Source organism: Kitasatospora sp. NPDC059088 (genome assembly GCF_042738155.1).
In the GTDB taxonomy this organism is placed as follows: Bacteria; Actinomycetota; Actinomycetes; order Streptomycetales; family Streptomycetaceae; genus Kitasatospora.
Genome location: NZ_JBHYGR010000017.1, coordinates 36366 through 57894, shown reverse-complemented (window position 1 = coordinate 57894; position 21529 = coordinate 36366). Strand labels below are relative to the sequence as shown.

Genomic DNA, 21529 nt, shown 5'->3' with positions numbered 1-21529 from the left:
GGGGGGGCGGGTGCGCGCGGGGCGGGGGCCCGCCGCGCCCGCGCGCCTGAGTCTCTCACAGCTGGGGGGGGGGGGGGGGGGCGCGCGGGGGCCCCCCCCCCCCCCCCCCCGCGCCCAGGACCCGACAGCCCCAGGAGCCCACCCATGACCAGTGATTCGGCGGCGTCGGAGGCGGAGGCCACCGCCCGGCGCTGCGCGGAGGCCATGTACGCCGACGACCGGACCTGCCAGTCGCTCGGCATCACCATCGACCAGGTCGGCCCCGGCCGCGCCACCGCGCACCTCAAGCTCGCCGACACCATGGTGAACGGCCACGGCACGGCGCACGGCGGGTACCTGTTCCTGCTCGCCGACGCGGCCTTCGCCTACGCCTGCAACACCCACGACGTCGCCACCGTGGCCCAGGCGGCCCAGGTGACCTTCCTGCGCCCGGCCTCGGCCGGGGACGAGCTGGCCGCCGAGGCGGTGGAGCGCTCCCGGTTCGGCCGCAGCGGGATCTACGACGTCACGGTGCGCCGGGCGGACGGCAAGGTGATCGCCGAGTTCCGCGGCCAGAGCCAGTCGCTGCCGGGGCAGCGCGTCACGTCGTCCGGCCCGCAGTCGAAGGACAGGTGATCCCCATCGACACCGCACCCGACACCACCGCACCCGACACCACCGCGCCCGACACCACCGCACCCGACATCCGGCCCTGGGACCGGCGGGCGCTCCGGATCACCGAGGAGATCGTCGACCGGGTCGAGGCCACCGACCTCGACCGGCCGACCCCCTGCTCGGAGTGGACGCTGCACAAGCTGCTGGCCCACATGATCGGCCAGAACCACGGCTTCGCCGCCGCCGCCGAAGGCGTGCGGACCGAGCGCGCCGACTGGGCGGACCGCGAGTTCGGCGACGACTGGGCCGGTGCCTTCCGGGACTCCTCGGCCCGGGTCGCCCGGGCCTTCGCCCGGGAGGGCGTGCTGGACACCGAGTTCTGGCTGCCCGAGGTGCGCGGCGGACAGATGTTCCCGGCCCGTACGGCGATCGGCTTCCACTTCGTCGACTACGTGGTGCACGGCTGGGACGTGGCCGCCGCGATCGGGGTGCCCGCCGCGTACGAGGCGGAACTGCTCGACGCGGTGCTCCCGTACGTCGAGGAGGTGCCGGACGGGAGCAACCGGCTCCAGCCCGGGTCCTCCTTCCGGCCGGGGCTGGCCACCGGCAGCACCGACCGGCTGGACCGGATCCTGGCGATGCTCGGACGCTCGCCCCGCTGGCCGGTCGAAGCGGGCGAACCGGCCGACGCGGGCGCACCGCTGTCCGGCTCCGCGGAGCCGGGGGAGCCGGGCGCCGGGGCGTGACCCGCGCGCGCAACCTCCCCCTGCTGCTGGCCGCGACCTTCGCCGTCTTCTCCGACTACGCGCCGTTGCTCTCGGTGGTGCCGCTCTGGTCCGCGACCGGGGGCTCCTCGGGCGTCGGCGCCGGGGCGGCCACCGGGGTGACCATGGGCGCGGGCATCCTGGTGCAGCTGTGCATGGGCCGGCTGGTCCCGGCGCTCGGTCTGCGCCGGCTGCTGGTGACCGGCTCCCTGCTGCTCAGCCTGCCGACGGCGGCCTACCTGCTGTCGCCCGCGCTCGGGTGGGTGCTGGCCGTCTCGGCCGTCCGGGGCGCGGGGTTCGGCATGGCCGCCGTGGCGGGCAGCGCGCTGGCCGCCGAACTGGCCCCGCCGGGCCGGCGGGCCGCGGTGGTCGGCTGGTACGGGGCCGCCGCGGGGCTCCCGCAGGTGGTCTGCCTGCCGCTGGGGGTGTGGTGCGCGCAGACCTTCGGCTTCCCGGTGGTGTTCCTGGGGGCGACGGTGCTGGGCGGGCTCGCGGTACCGCTCGCGTGGGCGCTGGTGGTGCCGGCCGTGGTGCCCGCTGCGGCGCCTGACGACGGGCCTGCTGCGGTGAAGCCGTCCGGGGTGGAGCCCGCGGCGGTGGCGGCGTCCGGGCCGGTGCCGACGGCTCCACCGCACCCGCCGGCCGGCGGATTCGCCCCGCTGGTCGGCCTGTTGGCGCTGCTGGCCGCGAGTGCGGCCGCGGTGGGCGGCGTCACCTCGTTCGTGGCCTTCGCGCTGCCGGCCCCGGGAGCGGCGGCGGTGGTGCTGTTCGCGCTGTCCGCCGCGATGATCCTGGGCCGGCTGGCGGCGGGCGGGCTCGCCGACCGGTTCGGTGAGGGCCGCACGCTGGTCCCGGCGGTGATCGCCGCGGCCCTCGGCACGGGCGGCATCGCCGCGGCGGTGCTGCTCACCGCTGCGGCGACGGTCCCGGCGGCCCTGGCGGCCGCGGTCTGCGGGGCGGGGTTCGGGGCGTTGCAGAACGAGACCCTGGTGCTGGTGTTCGCCCGGACCGGACCGGCCCGTCGCGGTATGGCCAGCACCGCCTGGAACATGGCGTACGACGTGGGCACCGGGGCCGGCTCCCTCCTGGTCGGTGTCGCCTCCCGGCTGGTCGGGGTGGGTGGGGCCTTCCTGCTGTCGGCCGTCGCGGTGGCCGCGGTGCTGCCCGCGGCGCGGGCGCGGCCCGGGCGGCCCCGGTCGGGTCGGGTGCCGCCGGGGGAGTCGCGGCCCGGCTTCTCGCGGCCCGGCCCCGCGCGGCCCGGCCCCTCGCAGCCCGGTCAGGCCGACGCGGGGACCGGGACCCGTCGGCGGACCTGACCGGGAACGGTGGCGTCCGCCAGTCGGGCCGCGCAGTCCGCGATCGCCCGGATCCGGGCGTTCTCCTCGGCGGTGCGCCAGATCAGCGCCACCGGCGCCGGTGGCAGGTCGTGGATCGCGACGAACGCCACGTCCGGCTGGGCGTAGTAGCGGGCCACCGACTCCGCCAGCGGCGCGACCCCCTTCCCGGCGGCCACCAGGGACAGGATCTCCTGGCAGGTCTGCACCTCCTGCCCCCGGCGCAGCACGTGCCCGGAGGGCGTCGCCAGCGGCAGGTGGAAGTCCCGCCAGTAGTCGGGCGCGGTGTTCGCCAGGGCGAACACCGTCTCGCGCGCGATCTCCTCGATCGAGATCGACTGCCGCCCGGCGACCGGGTGGTCCAGGGCGACCGCCAGCATCCGCGACTCCAGGCCGATCACCGGCCCGACCGTGATGTCCGGCTCCTCGATCGGCAGCCGCACCACCAGGGCGTCCACCTCGCCCCGGCGCAGCGGGCCGAGCAGGTCGCTGCAGGCCACCTCGTGCAGGGTGATGTCGCACTCCGGCGCGTACGCCTGCCCGGCGCGTATCAGGCCCGCCGCGTACGATCCGCCGGCCGCGCCGGTGAAGCCCAGCCGCAGCTGTCCGTCGACGCCGCAGGCCTGGGCCACCGTCTCGGAGTACGCGGCGGTCATCTCCTGGTAGAGCGGCTTCAACCGGTCGACCAGGCCCACCCCCAGCTTGGTCAGCCTGACCTGACGGCTGGTCCGCTCGAACAGCTGGCCGCCGATGCGCTGCTCCACGTCCCGCAGCGTCTGGCTGACCCTGGACTGCGACACGCGCAGTCTCTTGGCGGCCTGCCCGAAGTGCAGTTCCTCCCCGAGTGTCAACAGTGTCCGTACCTCGCGCAGATCCAGCACCGGAACCGCCCCCTCCCGAATAGACATGTCTGCCTCAACAGATCGCACGGTCCTTACAATGCCGCATGACCAGCCGCCTGTTCGGGTAATCCCCAGTCTCCCGGACCCGGAAGCGTCGGTTCACGCAGTGGCCGGATTCGTGCGGTGGCGGCCGACTTCCGGCCTGGCGGCCCCCGACCCGACGGCCCGGGCGCATCCATTCCTGGCAGTTCCGATACTCGATGAGGTGTTGATGCGACTAAGGATGCTGATACTCTGTCGATCACGCAGACAGCTCAGGGGTGCATGCCGACTACGGGGAACGGGTCGGCGGGGGCCGGGGCTGGACCGGGTGACGGTGCATCAGGCCACTTGAGGGAGTGGCCCGTTGTGCCGTGCCCGGTCGCCTGCGGTCCGACTGTCCGGGGTTCACGGGGGTGCATCGATGCAGGGCATGGCTGGGCGCGAAGCGGACGGTCTCCCGCCCCGGGCGGTCGCGGTGGTCGGGATCGGCTGCCGCTTCCCGCAGGCGGACGGGCCGGAGGCGTTCTGGCGGCTGCTGCGCGCCGGCGGGGACGCGGTCACCGAGCGCCCCGGCGACCGGGGGCCGGCCCGCGGCGGCTTCCTCGACCGGGTGGACGGCTTCGACCCGGAGTTCTTCGGCATCTCCCGCCGCGAGGCCGTCGCGATGGACCCGCAGCAGCGGTTGGCGCTCGAACTGGCCTGGGAGGCCCTGGAGGACGCCAGGACCGGACCGGCCGGGCTCGCCGGCAGCCGGACCGGCGTGTTCCTCGGCGTGATCGCCGACGACTACGCCGCGCTGCTGCACGGCCTCGGCCCCGAGGCGGTCACCGGGCACACCCTGACCGGACTGCAGCGCGGGGTGACCGCCAACCGGATCTCCTACGCGCTGGGCCTGCACGGGCCGAGCCTGGTGGTCGACACCGGGCAGTCCTCCTCGCTGACCGCCGTGCACCTGGCCTGCGCCAGCCTGCGCAGCGGTGAGTCCGAACTCGCGCTGGCCGGCGGGGTGAGCCTGATCCTGGCGCCGCAGAGCACCCTGGCCCTGGAGCGCGCCGGGACGCTCTCGCCCGCCGGGCGCTGCCACACCTTCGACGCTCGCGCCGACGGCTACGTCCGCGGCGAGGGCGGCGGGATCGTCGTCCTCAAACCGCTGGAGGCCGCCGTCCGGGACGGCGACCGGATCCACGCCGTCATCCGCGGCAGCGCCCTGAACAACGACGGGGCCACCGAGACGCTGCCCACCCCCGGCCGGGCCTCGCAGCGGCGGGTGCTGCTCGCGGCCTGCGCCGACGCGGGCGTCGAGCCGGGCGAGGTCCAGTACGTCGAACTGCACGGCTCGGGCACCCGGGCCGGGGACCCGGTCGAGGCCGCCGCGCTCGGCGCGGCGCTGGGCACCGCCCGGGCGGCGGGCGACCCGCTGCTGGTCGGATCGGTCAAGACCAACATCGGCCACCTGGAGGGCGCGGCCGGGATCGCCGGGCTCATCAAGGCCGTGCTGTGCGTCGGCGCGCGCGAACTCGTGCCCAGCCTGAACCACACCGGGCCCGGCGGGCGGATCCCGCTGGACGACCTCAACCTGGCGGTCAACACCGGGCTCCGGGACTGGCCGGCGCCCGAGCGGCCGCTGCTCGCCGGGGTCAGCTCCTTCGGCATCGGCGGCACCAACTGCCACGTGCTGCTGGCCGACTGGCGCGCGGGCGAGCCCGCGCCGGCGGGCGGCGGGGGCGCGGCCGGGGCGCTGCCCTGGGTGCTCTCGGGGCGGGACGAACCCGCGCTGCGGGACCAGGCGGAGCGGCTTCGGGCCCGGGTGACGGAGCGCCCGGAGCTCGGACCGGCCTCGGTGGGCCGCTCGCTGGCCCTCACCCGCAGCACCTTCGAACAGCGCTGCGTCGTCGTCGCGGACGACCGGGACGCCTTCCTCGCCGCCCTGGCGGCACGGGCGGCCGGGCAGCCGTCGGCGGCCGTGGTCGAGGGCCGGCACGACGGGCCGCCGGTCCGTCCGGTCTTCGTCTTCCCCGGCCAGGGCTCGCAGTGGGCCGGCATGGCGGCGGAACTGCTCGACGGATCGCCGGTCTTCGCCGAACGGATCGACGCCTGCGCGCAGGCCCTCCGCCCGTACGTGGACTGGTCGTTGACGGACGTGCTGCGCGGCGCCGAGGGAGCGCCGGCCCTGGCGGGCGACGAGGTGATCCAGCCCGCACTGTGGGCGGTGATGGTGTCGCTGGCCGCGCTGTGGCGCTCGGCCGGGGTGGAGCCCGCCGCCGTGGTGGCCCACTCCCAGGGCGAGATCGCCGCAGCCACCGCCGTGGGCGCGCTGTCGCTGGCGGACGGCGCGCGGATCGTCGCGCTGCGCAGCCGGGCGCTGAACCGGATCGCCGGTCGGGGCGGACTGCTGTCCGTCGAACTGCCCTCCGGGGAGGTCGGGTCGGACCTCGCGGCGGTGCACCCGGCGCTGTCGGTCGCGGCCGTCAACGGCCCCGCGCACACCGTGGTGGCCGGCCCGGCCGACGCGCTCGACGCGCTGGCCGCCCACTACGGGCCGCGGGTGCGCACCCGCCGGGTGCCGATCGACTACGCCTCGCACAGCGCGGCCGTCGAGGTCCTGCGGGAGGAGCTGCTCGCCGCCTTCGCCGGGGTCGCCCCGCGCGCCGTCGACGTGCCGTTCCACTCCACCGTCACGGCGGCGCCCGTGGACACCGCGGAGCTGGACGCCCTCTACTGGTACCGCAACCTGCGCGAGCCGGTGCGCTTCGGGCCGGCCGTCGAGCGGCTGCTGGACGCGGGCCACACCGCCTTCCTGGAGATCAGCCCGCACCCGGTGCTGGCGCTGGGCCTCCGGCAGGCGGTCGACGCGCGCGGCGGCGCGGGCGCGGTGCTCGGCACGCTCCGGCGCGGGCGCGGGGACCGCCGCCGCTTCCTCACGGCGGCGGCCGAGGCCTTCGTCCGGGGCGTCGCGGTGGACTGGGCGGCGCTGCTGCCCGGCACGGCGCCGCTGGTCGACCTGCCGACGTACCCGTTCCAGCGGCGCTCCTGCTGGCCGGCGGGGCTGCCGGGGGCGACGCCGCAGGAGAGCGGGGGCACGGCGGACGCACCCGTAGCGCAGGCTCCCGTCACGCCGCAGGACCCCGTCGCACCGCAGGCCCCCGCCGTGGACCAGCGGGCGCTGCTGGAGCTGGTCCGGAGCCACACCGCCGTGGTGCTGGACGCCGGCTCGGCCGCCGAGGTCCGGCCCGGCCGGACCTTCCGGGAACTGGGCCTGGACTCCGCCATGGCGCTCGAACTGCGCGACCGGCTGTCGGCCGCGACCGGCCGGGCACTGGAGAGCACCGTCCTGTACGACCACCCCAGCCCGGCCGCCCTGGCCGGCGCGATCGGGGCGCTCCGGGCCGGCCCGGAGCCGGTGGCGCAGCCCCCGGAGGCAGCCGTGACCGCTGCGCCGGGGACCGACGCGGCGCCGGAGCCGGACGAGGACGACCCGGTGGTCATCGTCGGCATGGCCTGCCGCTACCCCGGCGGGGTGCGCTCGCCGGAGGACCTGTGGCGCCTGGTCGACACCGGGACGGACGCCACCGGGGACTTCCCGGACGACCGCGGCTGGGACCTGGCCGCGCTCTTCCACCCGGACCAGGAGCGGACCGGGACCTCGTACGTCCGCCGGGGCGGCTTCGTCCGGGAGGCGCCGGACTTCGACGCGGAGTTCTTCGGGATCAGCCCCCGCGAGGCCCTCGCCATGGACCCGCAGCAGCGGCTCCTGCTGGAGGTCGCCTGGGAGGCCCTGGAGCGCGCCGGGATCGACCCGACGGCGCTGGCGGGCAGCCGGACCGGCGTGTTCGCCGGTGCGATGCACGCCGACTACGGGCCCGGCATGGAGACGGCCGGCCCCGGCGTCGCCGGGCACCTGCTGACCGGCACCAGCGTGAGCGTGGTCTCCGGCCGGATCGCCTACCTGCTCGGCCTGAACGGCCCCGCGCTGACCGTGGACACCGCCTGCTCGGCCTCGCTGGTGGCGCTGCACCAGGCGGTGCGCTCGGTGCGCTCCGGGGAGTGCACGCTCGCCCTGGCCGGCGGCGTCACCGTGATGGCCACCCCCGGCATGTTCGTCGAGCTCTCCCGCCAGCGGGTGCTGGCCGCCGACGGCCGCTGCAAGGCGTTCTCCGCGCAGGCGGACGGCACCGGCTGGGGCGAGGGCGCCGGGATGGTGGTGGTCGAGCGGCTCTCCGCCGCCCGCCGCCACGGCCACCCGGTGCTGGCGGTCGTCGCGGGCAGCGCCGTCAACTCCGACGGCGCCTCCAACGGGCTGTCCGCGCCGAACGGCCTCGCCCAGCAGCGCGTCATCGAGGACGCCCTCGCCGACGCCGGACTCACCCCGCGCCAGGTCGACGCCGTCGAGGCGCACGGCACCGGCACCGCGCTGGGCGACCCGATCGAGGCGAACGCCCTGCTCGCCACCTACGGTCAGGACCGGGACGGGCGGCGGCCGCTGTGGCTGGGCTCGCTCAAGTCCAACATCGGGCACGCCCAGGCGGCGGCCGGCGTCGGCGGCGTGATCAAGATGGTGCAGGCGATCCGGCACGCCACCCTACCCGCGACCCTGCACGTCGACCGGCCGTCCCCGCACGTGGACTGGACGGCCGGAGCGGTGGCCCTGCTCGACCGGGCCCGGCCCTGGCCGCGGACCGGCGGGCCCCGGCGCGGCGGCGTCTCCTCCTTCGGGATCAGCGGCACCAACGCACACGTCATCCTCACCGAGCCGCCCGTCGTCGCGGCCGGAACCGAGGCCGGAACCGACGCCGGGACCGAGGCCGGGACCGAGGCCGGAACCGACGCCGGGACCGACGCCGGAACCGCGGAGCAGCCGCAGCGCCCGCCGGTGGTGCCGGTGGTGCTGTCCGCCCGCACCCCCGAGGCGCTGCGCGAGCAGGCCCGGCGGCTGGCCGCCGCCCCGCTCGACCCGACCGCGGCCGCACCGGCCCTGACCGCCCGTACGGCCTTCGACGAGCGCGCCGTGGTGATCGCCGCCGACCGCGCCGAGGCCGACCGGGCGCTGGACGCCCTGGCCCGCGGCGAGGAGAACCGCGCCGTCGTCACCGGCCGGGCCGGTGAGCCCGGGCGGACCGTCCTGGTCTTCCCCGGCCAGGGCGGCCAGTGGCAGGGGATGGCGGCGGCGCTCGCCGCCGAGAGCCCGGTCTTCGCGGCCCGGCTGGCCGAGTGCGAGCGGGCGCTCGCGCCGTACGTGGACTGGTCGTTGGCGGACGTCCTGGCCGGGGCGCCGCTGCTGGACCGGATCGACGTCGTGCAGCCCGCGCTGTGGGCCGTGATGGTGTCGCTGGCCGAACTGTGGCGCGCCGCCGGGGTCGTCCCGGACGCCGTGGTCGGCCACTCCCAGGGCGAGATCGCCGCCGCCGTGGTGGCCGGGGCGCTCTCGCTGGAGGACGGCGCCCGCGCCATCGCGCTGCGCAGCAGCGTGGCGATCGAGCTGATGGGCAAGGGCGCGATGGCCGTCGTCCCGCTGCCCGCCGCGCGGGTGCGGGAACGGCTCGTCGAGCCGCTGGCCGTCGCCGCGGTCAACGGCCCCGGCAGTACGGCCGTGGCCGGGCCGCCGGCGGCGATCGCCGAACTGGTCGACGGCTACCGGGCAGAGGGCGTCGAGGCCCGGGTGATCCCGGCGGCCTTCGCCTCGCACTGCCCGGCGGTCGAACCGATCCGGGAACGGATCCTGGCCGGCCTGGCGCCGCTGACCCCGCGCGGCGGCGGCACGGCGCTGATGTCCTCGGTCACCGCCGACTGGCAGGACGGCGCCGGGCTCGACGCCTCCTACTGGTACGCCAACCTGCGGCACACCGTGCGCTTCCAGGAGGCCGTCGAGGCGCTGATCGCCGCCGGCCACACCACCTTCGTCGAGGTCGGCCCGCACCCGGTGCTGGTCGCCAGCATCGGCCGGATCCTGGAGGAGGCCGGGGTCGAGGGGACGGTGACGGGCTCGCTGCGCCGCGAGGACGGCGGACTGCGCCGCTTCCTCACCTCCGCCGCCGAGGCCCACGTCCGGGGCCTGCCGATCGCCTGGGACCGGCTCACCGGCACTGGTACCGGCACCGCCGCCGACCGCCCCGAGCTGCCCACCTACCCCTTCCAGGGGCGCCGCTACTGGCTCACCGCCACCGCCGGACCGACCGGCACCGCCGGCCTCGGCCAGGCCCCGGCCGACCACCCGCTGCTCGGCGCGGCCGTCGAACTCGGCGACGGCGAAACGGTGTTCACCGGACGGCTGGCGACCCGCAGCCACCCCTGGCTGGCCGACCACGCCCTCGCCGGTGCGGTCGTGCTGCCCGGCAGCGCCTTCCTGGACCTGGCCCTGCACGCGGGTGCCCGGTCCGGGGCGGCCCGGATCGAGGAACTGACCGTCACCGCACCGCTGGTGCTGCCCGCGGACGGCGCCGTCGACCTGCGGGTCCGGATCACCGGCGCGGATGGCGCCGGGCTGCGGACCTGCCGGATCTCCGGCCGGGCGACCGGCGGGGAGTGGACCGAGCACGCCACCGGCACCCTCGGGGCCGCTGGAGCCGTACCGTTCGAGGAGGCCGGGGAGGCCGGGGAGTGGCCGCCGACCGGCGCCGTGCCGGTGCCGCCGGAGCGCGCGTACCAGGACCTCGCCCTGCACGGCCACGCGTACGGGCCGGTGTTCCAGGGACTGCGGGCCGCCTGGCGGCGCGACGGCGAACGGTTCGCCGAGGCCGTCCTGCCCGAGCCGGCCGCCGGGGCCGCCGGGGCCCACCACCTGCACCCCGCCCTGCTCGACGCAGCCCTGCACGGGCTGATCGCCGACGCGCTGGGGCAGCACGGGCGGCGCACCCAGCCGCTGCGCTGGCGCGGCGTGTCGCTGACCGGCGGTGCCGGCCCGACGGCCCTGCGGGTGCACGCGGTGCCCGCCGCGGACGGAGGCCTCCGGCTGACCCTGCGGGACGCCTCGGGGGCGGCGGTGGGGCTGGTCGAGTCGGTCGAGCTGTGCCCGGTCGCGGAGACCGGCGGCTCGGTCGATCCCGAAGCCGCCGCGCGGGACTCGCTGTTCACCCTCGGCTGGGAGCAACTGGGATCTACAGAACGTGATCTGACGGACCGTCTGGCACCCGTTCCGTGGGACGCCCTTGACCTGGAGGCGCTGTGCACGGCGGCCGGGCCGCCCGCACACGTCCTGGTGGACTGTCCGGCGGGCGCGGACGGGACCGATCCGGCGACGGCGGCCCGTACCGTGACCCGCCGGACGCGGGACCTGCTCGGCCGCTGGCTGGCCGAGGAGCGGCTCGCCGGGGCCCGGCTGGTGCTGGTGACCCGCGGGGCGGTCGCCGTCCGAGGCGGCGAGACCGTCCGGGACCTCGCCCAGGCGGCGGCCTGGGGGCTGGTGCGGACGGCCCAGGTCGAGCACCCGGGCCGGTTCGTCCTGGTCGACCTCGGGCCGGAGACGGCCGGGGTCCCGGCCGAGGCGCTGACGCCGGAGGAGCACCAGCTGGCCGTCCGGGACGGATCCGTCCTGGTGCCCCGGCTGCGATCCGCAGCGGGGGAGCGCGCGTTGACGGTCCCGAAGGACGCGGTGGACTGGCGGCTGGACCTCTCCGGGCCCGGCACCCTCGACGCCCTGGAGCTGCGCCCCTGCCCCGAGGCCGCCGCCGCACCGGGCCCCGGCCTGGTCCGGATCGCGGTCCGCGCCGCCGGGCTCACCTTCCACGACGTCCTGGGCGCGCTGGACCTGCACGCCGGGGACCCGGGCCCGCTCGGGCTGGAGGGCGCGGGCGTGGTCACCGCGACCGGCCCCGGGGTCACCGGGCTGACCGTCGGCGACCGGGTGATGGGCCTGTTCCCCGCTGCCCTCGGCACCGTCGCCCACGCCGACCACCGCACCCTGGTGCGGATCCCCGAGGGCTGGTCCTTCACCCGGGCCGCCGCCGTGCCGGTCGCCCACCTGGCCGCCCTGCACGCCCTGGTCGACCTGGGCGGGGTGCGCGCGGGCGACGCCGTGCTGATCCACGCCGGGGCGGGCGGTGTCGGCACGGCCGCCGTCCAACTCGCCCGGCACCTGGGCGCGGAGGTCTTCGCGACCGCCGCCCCCGCCAAGTGGCCCGCCCTGCGCGCCCTCGGGCTGGACGACGCCCACCTGGCCTCCTCCCGTGAGCCCGGCTTCGGCGCGCGCTTCGCCGAACTCCCCTCCGGCGCTCGGGGGATGGCGTTCGTCCTGAACTCGCTGACCGGTGCGGCCGTCGACGAGTCCCTGCGGTCGCTGCGCCCCGGCGGCCTGCTGGTCGAACTCGGCCGGGCCGACCGGCGCGACCCCGCCGAGGTGGCCGCCGCCCACCCCGGGGCCCGCTACCGGGCGATGAACCTGCTGGAGCTGCCGCCCGAGCACCTCGGCCGGCTGCTGCGCCGGGTGGTCGAGCTGTTCGCCGAGGGCGCGTTCGGCCGGGCGCCGGTGACCGACCTGGACGTGCGGCGCGCTCCCGAGGCCTTCGGGCTGCTGAGCCGGGGCGGGCACGTCGGCAAGGTCGTGCTGACCGTGCCGCCGGTCCTCGACCCGGACGGGACCGTCCTGATCACCGGCGGCACGGGCGCCATCGGCCGGGCCCTCGCCCGGCACCTGGTCACCGCCCACGGCGCCCGACGGCTGCTGCTGGCCGGACGGCGCGGCGCGGACGCGCCCGGCGCGGCCGAACTCGCCGCCGAACTGGCGGAGTCGGGCGCCGAGGTGCGGTTCGCCGCGGTCGACGTCGCCGACCGGGCCGCGGTGGCCGCGATGATCGCCGCCGTCCCCGAGCGGCACCCGCTGACCGCCGTGGTCCACGCCGCGGGCGTGGTGGACGACGCCCCGATCACCTCGCTCACCCCCGACCGGATCGACCGGGTGATGCGGACCAAGGCCGACGGCGCCTGGCACCTGCACGAGTTGACCGCCGGCCACCCGCTCACCGCCTTCGTGCTGATCTCCTCGGTGATGGCGACGCTCGGCGGCGCCGGGCAGGGCGGCTACACCGCCGCCAACGCCTTCCTGGACGCGCTCGCCCGGCACCGCCGCACCCAGGGCCTGCCCGGGCTCGCCCTCGGCTGGGGCCTGTGGGACGACCCGGACGGCATGCTCGGCGGGCTCGGCGCCGCCGACCGCGCCCGCTTCGCCCGGGCCGGACTGGTCGCGATGGCGCCCGAGCTCGGCCTCGCCCTGCTGGACGCGGCCCTGCTCTCCCCGCACGCCGCCCTGCTGCCCGCCCGGCTGGACCGCGCGGCGCTGCGCGAGCTCGGCGGCGACCTGCCGCCGGTGCTGCGCTCCGTCCTGGCCGCCGCCGGGCCGCAGCGGCCCGGGAACGCCCCCGGGCGGCGCGACCGGCCGCTGCGGGAGGAGCTGGCCGGGCTGGGCGCCGAGGAACGCGCGGAGCTGCTCGCCGAGTTGATCCGCACCCAGACGGCCGCCGTCCTGGGCTGCCGGCCCGAGGCCGTCCCGGCCGGCCGGCCGTTCGGCGAGCTCGGCTTCGACTCGCTCACCTCGGTCGAGTTCCGCAACCGGCTCGGCGCGGCGACGGAGGTCAAGCTGCCCGTCACCCTGCTGTTCGAGGCGCCGACGCTGCCGGAGCTGGTCGCGGTGCTGGACGCCGCGCTCGCACCGGCCGAGGCCGCCGAACCGGAACCCGTGACGGCGGCGGCGGAACCGCAGGTGGCGGCGGAGCCGGCCGACCCGGCGGAGGACGTGGCGGCGCTGATCGAGGCCGCCACCGCCGAGGAGCTGTTCGCCTTCATCGACGCCCAGCTGACCTGACACCGCCCCCACCCCCCACCGGCCACCCCCACCCTCCCCGCAAGGACCGATCCGTCATGGCATCAGCAGCAGTGACACCGGCAGCCGACGAGAAGCTGCTCGGCTACCTCAAGCGCCTCACCGTCGACCTGCACCAGGCCCGCGAGCGCCTGCGCGAACTGGAGGAGGGGCCGCAGGAGCCGATCGCGATCGTCGGCATGGCCTGCCGCTACCCGGGCGGCATCGACTCGCCCGAGGCCCTGTGGCGGCTGCTGGCCTCCGAGGGGGAGACCGTCGGCGCGTTCCCCCGCGACCGCGGCTGGGCGGAGGGCCTGCACGACCCCGCCGGCGGGGGCCCGAGCCTGACCGGCTCCGGCGGCTTCCTGCCCGACGCGGCCGACTTCGACGCGGCCTTCTTCGGCATCAGCCCGCGCGAGGCGCTCGCCATGGACCCGCAGCAGCGGCTGCTGCTGGAGACCGCCTGGCGGGCCTTCGAGGACGCCGGGATCGACCCGGAGTCGGTGCGCGACAGCGAGACCGGGGTGTTCACCGGGCTGTCCTGCCTGGACTACGGGCAGGGGCGCGGCGAGGTGCCCGAGGAGGCGGAGGGCTTCCTGACCACCGGCTCGGTGGGCGGCGCCGCCGCCGGCCGGATCTCGTACACGCTGGGCCTGCGCGGCCCCTCGCTGACCGTGGAGACGGCCTGTTCGTCCTCCCTGGTGGCGCTGCACCTGGCCGTGCAGTCACTGCGCCGCGGCGAGTGCGCGATGGCGCTGGCGGGCGGCGCGACGGTGATGGCCACCCCGCAGCTGTTCACCGAGTTCACCCGGATGCAGGGGCTGTCACCGGACGGCCGATGTCGCCCGTTCTCCGCGCAGGCCGCGGGCAGCGGGCTCGCCGAGGGCGTGGGCGTGCTGCTGGTGGAGCGGCTGTCGGACGCCCGGCGGCTTGGCCACCCCGTGCTGGCCGTGGTGCGCGGCAGCGCGGTGAACCAGGACGGCGCCAGCAACGGCTTCACCGCGCCCAGCGGCTCGGCCCAACAGCGGGTCGTCCGGCAGGCGTTGGCCGACGCCCGGCTCTCGCCCGGCGACGTCCAGGTGGTGGAGGCGAGCAGCACCGGCACCCCGCTCGGCGACCCGATCGAGGCCCGCGCCCTGCTGGCCGCCTACGGGCGCGACCGCGACCCCGGGCAGCCGCTGCGGCTCGGCTCGCTCAAGCCCAACATCGGGCACACCCAGGCGGCGGCGGGCGTCGCCGGGGTGATCAAGACCGTGCTGTCGATGCGGTACGGCCGGCTCCCCGCCACCCTGCACGTCACCGAGCCCACCCCGCACGTCGACTGGTCGGCGGGCGCGGTCGAGCTGGTCGCGGAGGCGAGCGACTGGCCGCCGGGCGCGGGGCCCCGGCGGGCCGGGGTGTCCTCGCAGGGCATCACCGGCACCAACGCCCACGTGATCATCGAGGAGGCCCCGGCGGCCGTCCCCGGCGACGGCGCGGAGGCGGCGCCGGACCGTCCGGAGCTGCTCACCCTGTCGGCGAAGACACCGGCCGCCCTCGCCGAACTCGCCGTCCGCTACGCCGAGTCGCTCGACTCCGGGCTCGCCGGACGGTCGCTCGTGGAGATCTGCCGGACCACCGGCCTCGGGCGGGCGCACTTCCCGCACCGGCTCACCGCCGTCGCCTCCTCCACCGCCGAGCTGCGCGGGCTGCTCGCCCGGACCGGCCCGGACGGGGAACGGCCCGCCGGGGTCCGCCGCGGGGCCCGCACCCCGGAGGGCGGGCGCGGACCGGTGTTCCTGTTCACCGGCGGCCCGGCGGGGCGGTTCGCCGACGCGGCGGCCGAGCTGGCCGCGACCGAGCCGGTCTTCCGCAGCGCCCTGGAGCGGTGCGCCGAGCAGCCCGGTGACCGGCCCTCGGCGTCCGCCGTCCAGTACGCGCTGGCCGAGCTGTGGCGGTCCTGGGGCGTGCAGCCCGCCGCCGTCCTCGGGCACGGCGCCGAGGGCGAGGCGGTGGCCGCCCGCGTCGCGGGCACGGCGAGCCCGGCCGCCACCGGTACCGCCGCCACCGGCACCGCCGCTACCGCCGCCGAGGCGGACCGGCGGTTCGCCGAGGGCCTCGCCGCGCTGCTGCGCGAGGGGCACCGCGCCTTCGTGGTGCTCGGCCCCGCCTCCCCGCTCCTCGACCGGGCCCGGGCGGACGCCGGGGACGCCGGGGACGCCGGGTTCCTGCCGTCGCTGCGCGCGGGGGAGGAGGCCCGCCGCACCCTGCTGGACGGTCTGGGCGCGCTGTACGTCCGGGGTGCCCGGATCGACTGGGCGCGGGTGCACGGCGAGCCCGTCGGCCCGCCCGTGCCGCTGCCCGGCTACCCGTTCCAGCGCGAGCGCTACTGGCTGTGGAACGGCGGCCCCCGGCCGGAGGGGGCACCGGCGCACAGTGGCGGGCCGCTGGTCGCCCAGGTGCGGCTGGTCGGCGCCGACGGCGCGCCGGTGGCCCTGGCCGAGGGCGTACGACTGGAGGCGGTGCCGAGCGCCGCGCGGCCGGAACAGGCCGTACCGGAGCAGGCCGTAGCGGAGCGGGCCGTAGCGGGGGAGGCCGTACCCGGGGACCAGGACGTCGACGTCGCCGCGCTGGTGGTCGGCATCGTCGGCCGGGCGCGTGGCGCGGCCGTCACCGGCGAGGACCTGCACCGACCGCTGCGCAGCCTGGGCGCCGACTCGCTGATCGCGATGGACATCCGGCAGACCCTCGCCCGGCGGCTCGGCGTCGACCTCCCGCTGCCCGAACTGCTGGACGGCCGGAGCGTCGCCGAACTCGCGCAGCGCGTCCGGGCCTCGTACGGCGGCGCCGCCGCCACCGCCACCGCCCCGGCGGAGCGGCCCGGTGCGGCGCTGGTCGCCGACCCGGCGGCCCGGTACGAGCCGTTCCCGCTCACCGACCTCCAGCAGGCCTACCTGGTCGGCCGGACGGACGCCTTCGAGCTGGGCAACGTCGCCACCTCCTTCCTGGTCGAGCTCGACCTGACCGACACCGACCTCGACCGGCTCGCCGCCGCCCTGCGGCAGCTGATCGACCGCCACGACATGCTCCGCGCGGTGGTCTCCCGGGACGGGTACCAGCGGGTGCTCGCCGAGGTCCCCGCGTACCGGATCGCCACCGCCGACCTGCGGACCCTCGACACGGCCGAGCGGGCGGAGCGCCTCGCCGCGACCCACCGGGAGCTGCGCGACCGGGTGTTCGACACCGAGGCCTGGCCGCTGTTCGACGTCCGGGCGACCCTGCTGGACGAGCGCACCACCCGGCTGCACCTCACCTTCGACGCGCTGATCGTCGACGGCCGCAGCTCCGGCGTGCTGTTCCGGGAGTGGGCGCAGGCCTACCGCGACGGCGCCCCCGCGACGCCCGCCCCCGGCGTCAGCTACCGCGACTACGTGCTCGCCGCCGCCCGCACGGACGCCGAGCGGCGCGCCGAGTCGCTCGCCTACTGGCAGGCCCGCCTCGCCACCCTGCCGTCCGCGCCCCGGCTGCCGCTGCGCCCCGGGGCGGCACCGCGCCGGCCGGTGTTCACCCACCGCACGGCCCGGATCGAGCCCGCGGCCTGGCAGCGGTTCCGGGCGAACGCCGACGCGGCGGGCGTCTCGCCCTCGGCGGCCCTGTGCGCCGCGTACGCGCAGGTGCTGGGCGCCTGGAGCGAGTCGCCGCGCTTCACGCTCAACCTGCTGGCGTTCCACCGGCGGCCGCTGCACGAGGACGTCGCCCGGGTCCTCGGCAACCTCAGCGCGACCACCCTGCTGGAGGTCGACGCCGCCCCCGCCGAGTCCTTCGCCACCGGCGCCCTGCGGCTCCAGCGCCAGTTGCTGACCGACCTCGACCACGGCTACGTCAGCGGCGTCGAGGTGCTGCGCGAACTCAACCGCACCCGGGCCGGGACGGGCCTGGCGAGCATGCCCGTGGTGTTCACCAGCACCATCGGCTTCTCGGCGCAGGACGCCTCCGGCGAGGGCGGCGGCGCCCTGACGGCGCTGACCGGGCTCGGCCGCTCCGGCCGGCTGGCCTCCAGCTCGGTCCGCACCCCGCAGGTCTGGCTCGACCACCAGGCCCTGGAGGAGGCCGGCGAACTGGTCCTGAACTGGGACGTGGTCGAGGAGGTGTTCCCCGACGGCGTGGTCGACGGCATGTGGGAGGCCTACCGGGAACTGGTCCGGGAGCTGTGCGGCGAGGGGGCGTGGCGCCGACCGGCGGCCGTGCCCGTGCCCGCCGCCGACCTGGCCCTGCGACGGGCCGCCAACGCCACCGACGCCCCCGTCCCGGCCGAGCTGCTGCACGACGGCTTCCTGCGGCAGGCCGCGGCCCGGCCCACCGCCCCCGCCGTCATCACCGCCGACCGGACGCTGAGCTACGGCGAGCTGGACCGCCGCTCCGACCGGATCGCCCGCCGGCTGATCGCGCACGGCGCGGGCCCGGGCGTGCCGGTCGGCATCGTGACGGACAAGGGCTGGGAGCAGGTGGTCGCCGCGCTGGGCGTCCTCAAGGCCGGCGCCGCCTACGTGCCGGTGGACGCCGCGATGCCGGCCCGCCGGCTGCGGATGATCGTCGAGACCGCCGGCATCGGGCTGGTCCTGACCCGCTCGGCGCTCGCGGAGACCCTCGAACTGCCGGACGGCACCCAGCTGTTGAACGTCGACACCGAGCCGGAGGGGGACGACTCCGGCGAGCCGCTGCCGCCCTCCCCGGCCCGGCCCGAGGACCTCGCGTACGTCATCTTCACCTCGGGCTCCACCGGCGTGCCCAAGGGCGTGATGATCGAGCACACCGGCGCCGTCAACACCCTCCGGGACGTCAACGACCGGTACGGCGTGAGCGCCGAGGACCGCGTCCTCGCCCTGTCCGCGCTCAACTTCGACCTCTCCGTCTACGACGTCTTCGGCCTGCTCGCGGCCGGCGGCGCCCTCGTCCTGCCCGACGAGGCCGCGCGGCGCGAACCGGCCGCCTGGCTGGAGCTGGCCGAACGGCACCGGGTGACGGTCTGGAACAGCGTCCCCGCGCTGATGGAGATGTTCACCGACCACCTGCGGGCCGTCGGCGGCACGCCCCCGCTGCGCCTGGTGCTGCTGAGCGGTGACTGGATCCCCGTCACCCTCCCCGAGAGCGTCGCCGAGCTGCTGCCCGGCGCGCGCGTCCACGCCCTGGGCGGCGCGACCGAGGCGTCCGTCTGGTCGATCCAGCACCCGGTCGAGCGGACGGACCGGGAGCGGGCGAGCATCCCGTACGGCCGGCCGATGCGCAACCAGCGCTTCCACGTGCTGGACGAGGCGCTGCGCCCGCGCCCGGCCCTCGTCCCCGGCGACCTGTACATCGCCGGCACCGGCCTGGCCCGCGGCTACCTCGGCGACGAGGCCAGGACCCGCGCCGCCTTCCCGCACCACCCGGTCACCGGCGAGCGGCTCTACCGCACCGGCGACCTCGGCCGCTACCTGCCGGACGGCGAGATCGAGTTCCTGGGCCGCGCGGACTTCCAGGTGAAGGTCCAGGGGCACCGGATCGAGCTCGGCGAGGTCGAGGCCGCGCTGCTGCGCCGACCGGGCGTCCGGGCGGCCGCCGCGGTGGCCGAGGGCGAGCCGGGCGGGCCCCGGCGGCTGCTCGGGTACGTGGTGGGCGACGCCGCGTCGGCCGAGCTCCCGGAGGAGGAACTGCGGGCGGCGCTCGGCCGGGAACTGCCCGGCTACATGGTGCCCGCCCGGATCGTCCGGCTGGACGAACTACCGCTGACCGACAACGGCAAGGTGGACCGCCGACGCCTGCCCGCGCCCGAGCGGACGGCCCCGCGCACCGCCGCGACCATCCCGCCGCGCGACGCGGTCGAACGTCAACTCACCCGAATCTGGGCCGAGTTCTTCCCGAATGCGGCCACCCGGGAGCTCGGCGTCACCGAGAACTTCTTCGACCTCGGCGGCGACTCGATGCTCGCGGTGCGGATGATGGCCCGGATCCACCGGGACACCGGCCGCTCGCTCCCCGTCGCCACCCTGCTCGCCCGCCCGACCGTCGAGTCGCTCGCCGAGGTGCTGCGCGAACGGCCCGCCGACGAGGGCCGGGCGGCGCTCGTCCCGATCCGGGCCACCGGCAGCCGGCCGCCGCTGTTCCTGATCCACCCGGTCGGCGGCGACGTGCTCTGCTACGCGGGGCTCGCCGCCCTGCTGGACCCGGACCAGCCCGTGCACGCGCTCCAGTACCCCGACCCCGAACCCGCTCCGACCGTGGCCGAGCTGGCCGCCCACTACGCCGACGCGATCACCGAGCGCTTCCCCGACGGCCCGTACCGGCTCGGCGGCTGGTCCATGGGCGGCGTGCTCGCCCTGGAGGCCGCCGCGCTGCTCACCGCCCGCGGCGCCACCGTCGAACTCGTCGCGGCCGTCGACCTGTTGGAGCCGCCCGGCCCGGCCGGGTCGCAGTCCGACGCCGACCTGCTCGCCCGGTTCGCCCGCGACCTCGCCGGGCTGGCCGGACGCGACTGGAACCCCGGCCCGGAGGCCTTCGAACCCACCGGCGACCGCACCCCGACCGAGGAACTGCTCACCCGGGCCCGGCGGGCCGCCGTCCTCCCGGACGACGTCGACCCCGCCACCCTGGACCGGCTCGCCGGCCGCTTCCTGCACCTCAGCCGCGCCCTGGCCGGGCACCGGCCCACCCCGTACCGGGGCCGGGTCCGGCTGCTGCGCGCCATGGACGGCGCCACCACCGGCACCACCCGCCGGTGGCTGGACCTGCTCGGCGACGCGGCCGAGGCCGTCGACCTGCCCGGCGACCACTACACCCTCATGCGCCCGCCGCACCTCCCCGCCCTGGCGGCCGAGCTCGACAAGGTGCTGGGCGACCTGTGACCGACACCCGCCGGCCGGACCGGCCGAGCTTGGAGGACGAGCGGATGACCGTCGTCGAACTGCCGCCCCGGGCCCCCGGATCGGGGCCCACCGCCGGTGACGTACTGGACCGGGTCCGGGCCTTCGCCGCGACCCTGCCGGCCCGCGCGCCGGAGGTGGAGCGGCGGGGGCGGATCCCGGCCGACCTGCTCGACGGCCTCAGGGCCACCGGGCTGCTGCGCGCCGCCCTGCCGCCCGCCCTGGGCGGGGTCGAGCTGACCGCGCCGCAACTCACCCGGGCCGTCGACCTGTTGGCCGAGGGCGACGCCTCGGTCGCCTGGTGCGCCGCCGTCGCGCTCAACGCCTCGCTCGCGGTGGTCTCGCTGCCCGCCGAGGTGTTCGCCGAGCTGTTCCCGGACCCGGACCTGATCACCGCCACGGTGCTGCCGCCGCTCGGCCGGGCCGTCCGGCACGACGGCGGGTACCTGCTGTCCGGCCGGTGGACGTACGCCAGCGGGATCACCCACGCCGACCGGCTGCTGGCCGGGTTCCTGACCCCCGACGGCACCCCGCGGGTCGCCGTCCTCCGCACCGCGGACGTCCGGGTGCTCGACACCTGGCACACCACCGGGCTGCGCGGCACCGGCTCCCACGACGTCGAGGTCGCCGACCTGTTCGTCCCGGACCGGCACACCTTCGCGCCCCCGGCGGCCGGCGCCCCGCAGCCGCTCCACCTGCGCGCCGACAACCTCGCCCTCAAGATGGCCGGCATCCCGCTCGGCATCGCCCGCTCCGCGCTGGCCTGCGCCCGGGAGCTGCTCACCGCCCGCGGCCCCGCCCTGCCCAGGGCCTCCGCCCCGGCCGACCTGGCCCACGCGGAGGCCCTGATCGGCGCCGCCGACGCCTACGTCTACACCACCCTGGACCGGGCCTGGGCCGCCCAGGCCGCGGGCCGAGCCCCGGAGCGCGGCACCGCCGCCCTCGCCCGCCAGTACGCCCACCGCGCCTGCCGGGAGGCCGTCCAGCACCTCTACGACCTGGTCGGCTCCGCGGCCGTCTACACCGAGCGCACCCCGCTCGACCGCTGCCTGCGCGACGTCATCACGGCCGGCCGGCACGTCGCCTCCGCCGAACGCGTCCTCGACGCCGTCGGCGAGCTCCGCCTCGGCGGCGACCCGTCCTCGCCCCACCTCTGACCCGCGGACCGATGGACCGGGGGGGGGGCGCGCCCCCGCCCCCCCGGGGGGGGGGGGGGGCGCGCCCGGGGGGGGGGGCGCGGGGGCCCTGGGCCAACCCGGTGGCCGCGGCGCCGCGGGGGACGCCGCGG

The 21529-nt window shown here is 77.5% G+C and carries 7 protein-coding genes; 6 read left to right on the top strand and 1 reads right to left on the bottom strand.

Annotated features, from left to right (window positions below):
* Positions 1 to 144 precede the first annotated feature (144 nt).
* The 3 genes from paaI to ACFWXO_RS10605 are packed head-to-tail and all read left to right on the top strand — an operon-like array spanning position 145 to position 2674.
* Entirely contained in the window at positions 145 to 615 is a 471-nt protein-coding gene (paaI, locus tag ACFWXO_RS10615; RefSeq protein WP_380396569.1) for a hydroxyphenylacetyl-CoA thioesterase PaaI, read from the top strand.
* Positions 612 to 1340 carry a TIGR03086 family metal-binding protein gene (locus ACFWXO_RS10610; protein ID WP_380523193.1) on the top strand — a complete coding sequence of 243 codons (729 nt, stop codon included), beginning with the start codon at positions 612 to 614 and terminating at the stop codon, positions 1338 to 1340. Before paaI ends, ACFWXO_RS10610 begins: the two co-directional genes overlap by 4 nt.
* Positions 1337 to 2674, top strand: coding sequence for an MFS transporter (locus ACFWXO_RS10605; RefSeq protein ID WP_380523192.1), 1338 nt, complete (start codon positions 1337 to 1339; stop codon positions 2672 to 2674). The genes ACFWXO_RS10610 and ACFWXO_RS10605 overlap by 4 nt, the downstream gene beginning before the upstream one ends.
* Here ACFWXO_RS10605 and ACFWXO_RS10600 read toward each other — a convergent pair.
* Positions 2635 to 3600 (bottom strand): LysR family transcriptional regulator, encoded by a 966-nt coding sequence (locus tag ACFWXO_RS10600; protein ID WP_380523191.1) that lies wholly within the window; start codon positions 3598 to 3600, stop codon positions 2635 to 2637. The two genes, ACFWXO_RS10605 and ACFWXO_RS10600, sit on opposite strands and share 40 nt — an antisense overlap.
* 406 nt (positions 3601 to 4006) lie before the next feature.
* Between ACFWXO_RS10600 and ACFWXO_RS10595 the strand changes: the two genes are divergently transcribed.
* Genes ACFWXO_RS10595 through ACFWXO_RS10585 form a run of 3 tightly spaced genes read left to right on the top strand, consistent with a single transcriptional unit; the run spans position 4007 to position 21398 of the window.
* Positions 4007 to 13366 (top strand): type I polyketide synthase, encoded by a 9360-nt coding sequence (locus tag ACFWXO_RS10595; protein WP_380523190.1) that lies wholly within the window; start codon positions 4007 to 4009, stop codon positions 13364 to 13366.
* Between the two features lie 56 nt (positions 13367 to 13422).
* Positions 13423 to 20223, top strand: a complete 6801-nt coding sequence (locus ACFWXO_RS10590) for an amino acid adenylation domain-containing protein (RefSeq protein WP_380523189.1) — start codon at positions 13423 to 13425, stop codon at positions 20221 to 20223.
* Complete coding sequence (locus ACFWXO_RS10585; protein WP_380523188.1) at positions 20220 to 21398, top strand: acyl-CoA dehydrogenase family protein; 1179 nt, start codon at positions 20220 to 20222, stop codon at positions 21396 to 21398. The genes ACFWXO_RS10590 and ACFWXO_RS10585 overlap by 4 nt, the downstream gene beginning before the upstream one ends.
* Positions 21399 to 21529 lie beyond the last annotated feature (131 nt).

Bases quoted from the DNA above. Each gene is read 5' to 3' on its own strand.
- paaI (WP_380396569.1), top strand. From the start codon at position 145: ATGACCAGTGATTCGGCGGCGTCGGAGGCGGAGGCCACCGCCCGGCGC.
- ACFWXO_RS10600 (WP_380523191.1), bottom strand. From the start codon at position 3,600: ATGTCTATTCGGGAGGGGGCGGTTCCGGTGCTGGATCTGCGCGAGGTA.
- ACFWXO_RS10595 (WP_380523190.1), top strand. From the start codon at position 4,007: ATGGCTGGGCGCGAAGCGGACGGTCTCCCGCCCCGGGCGGTCGCGGTG.
- ACFWXO_RS10590 (WP_380523189.1), top strand. From the start codon at position 13,423: ATGGCATCAGCAGCAGTGACACCGGCAGCCGACGAGAAGCTGCTCGGC.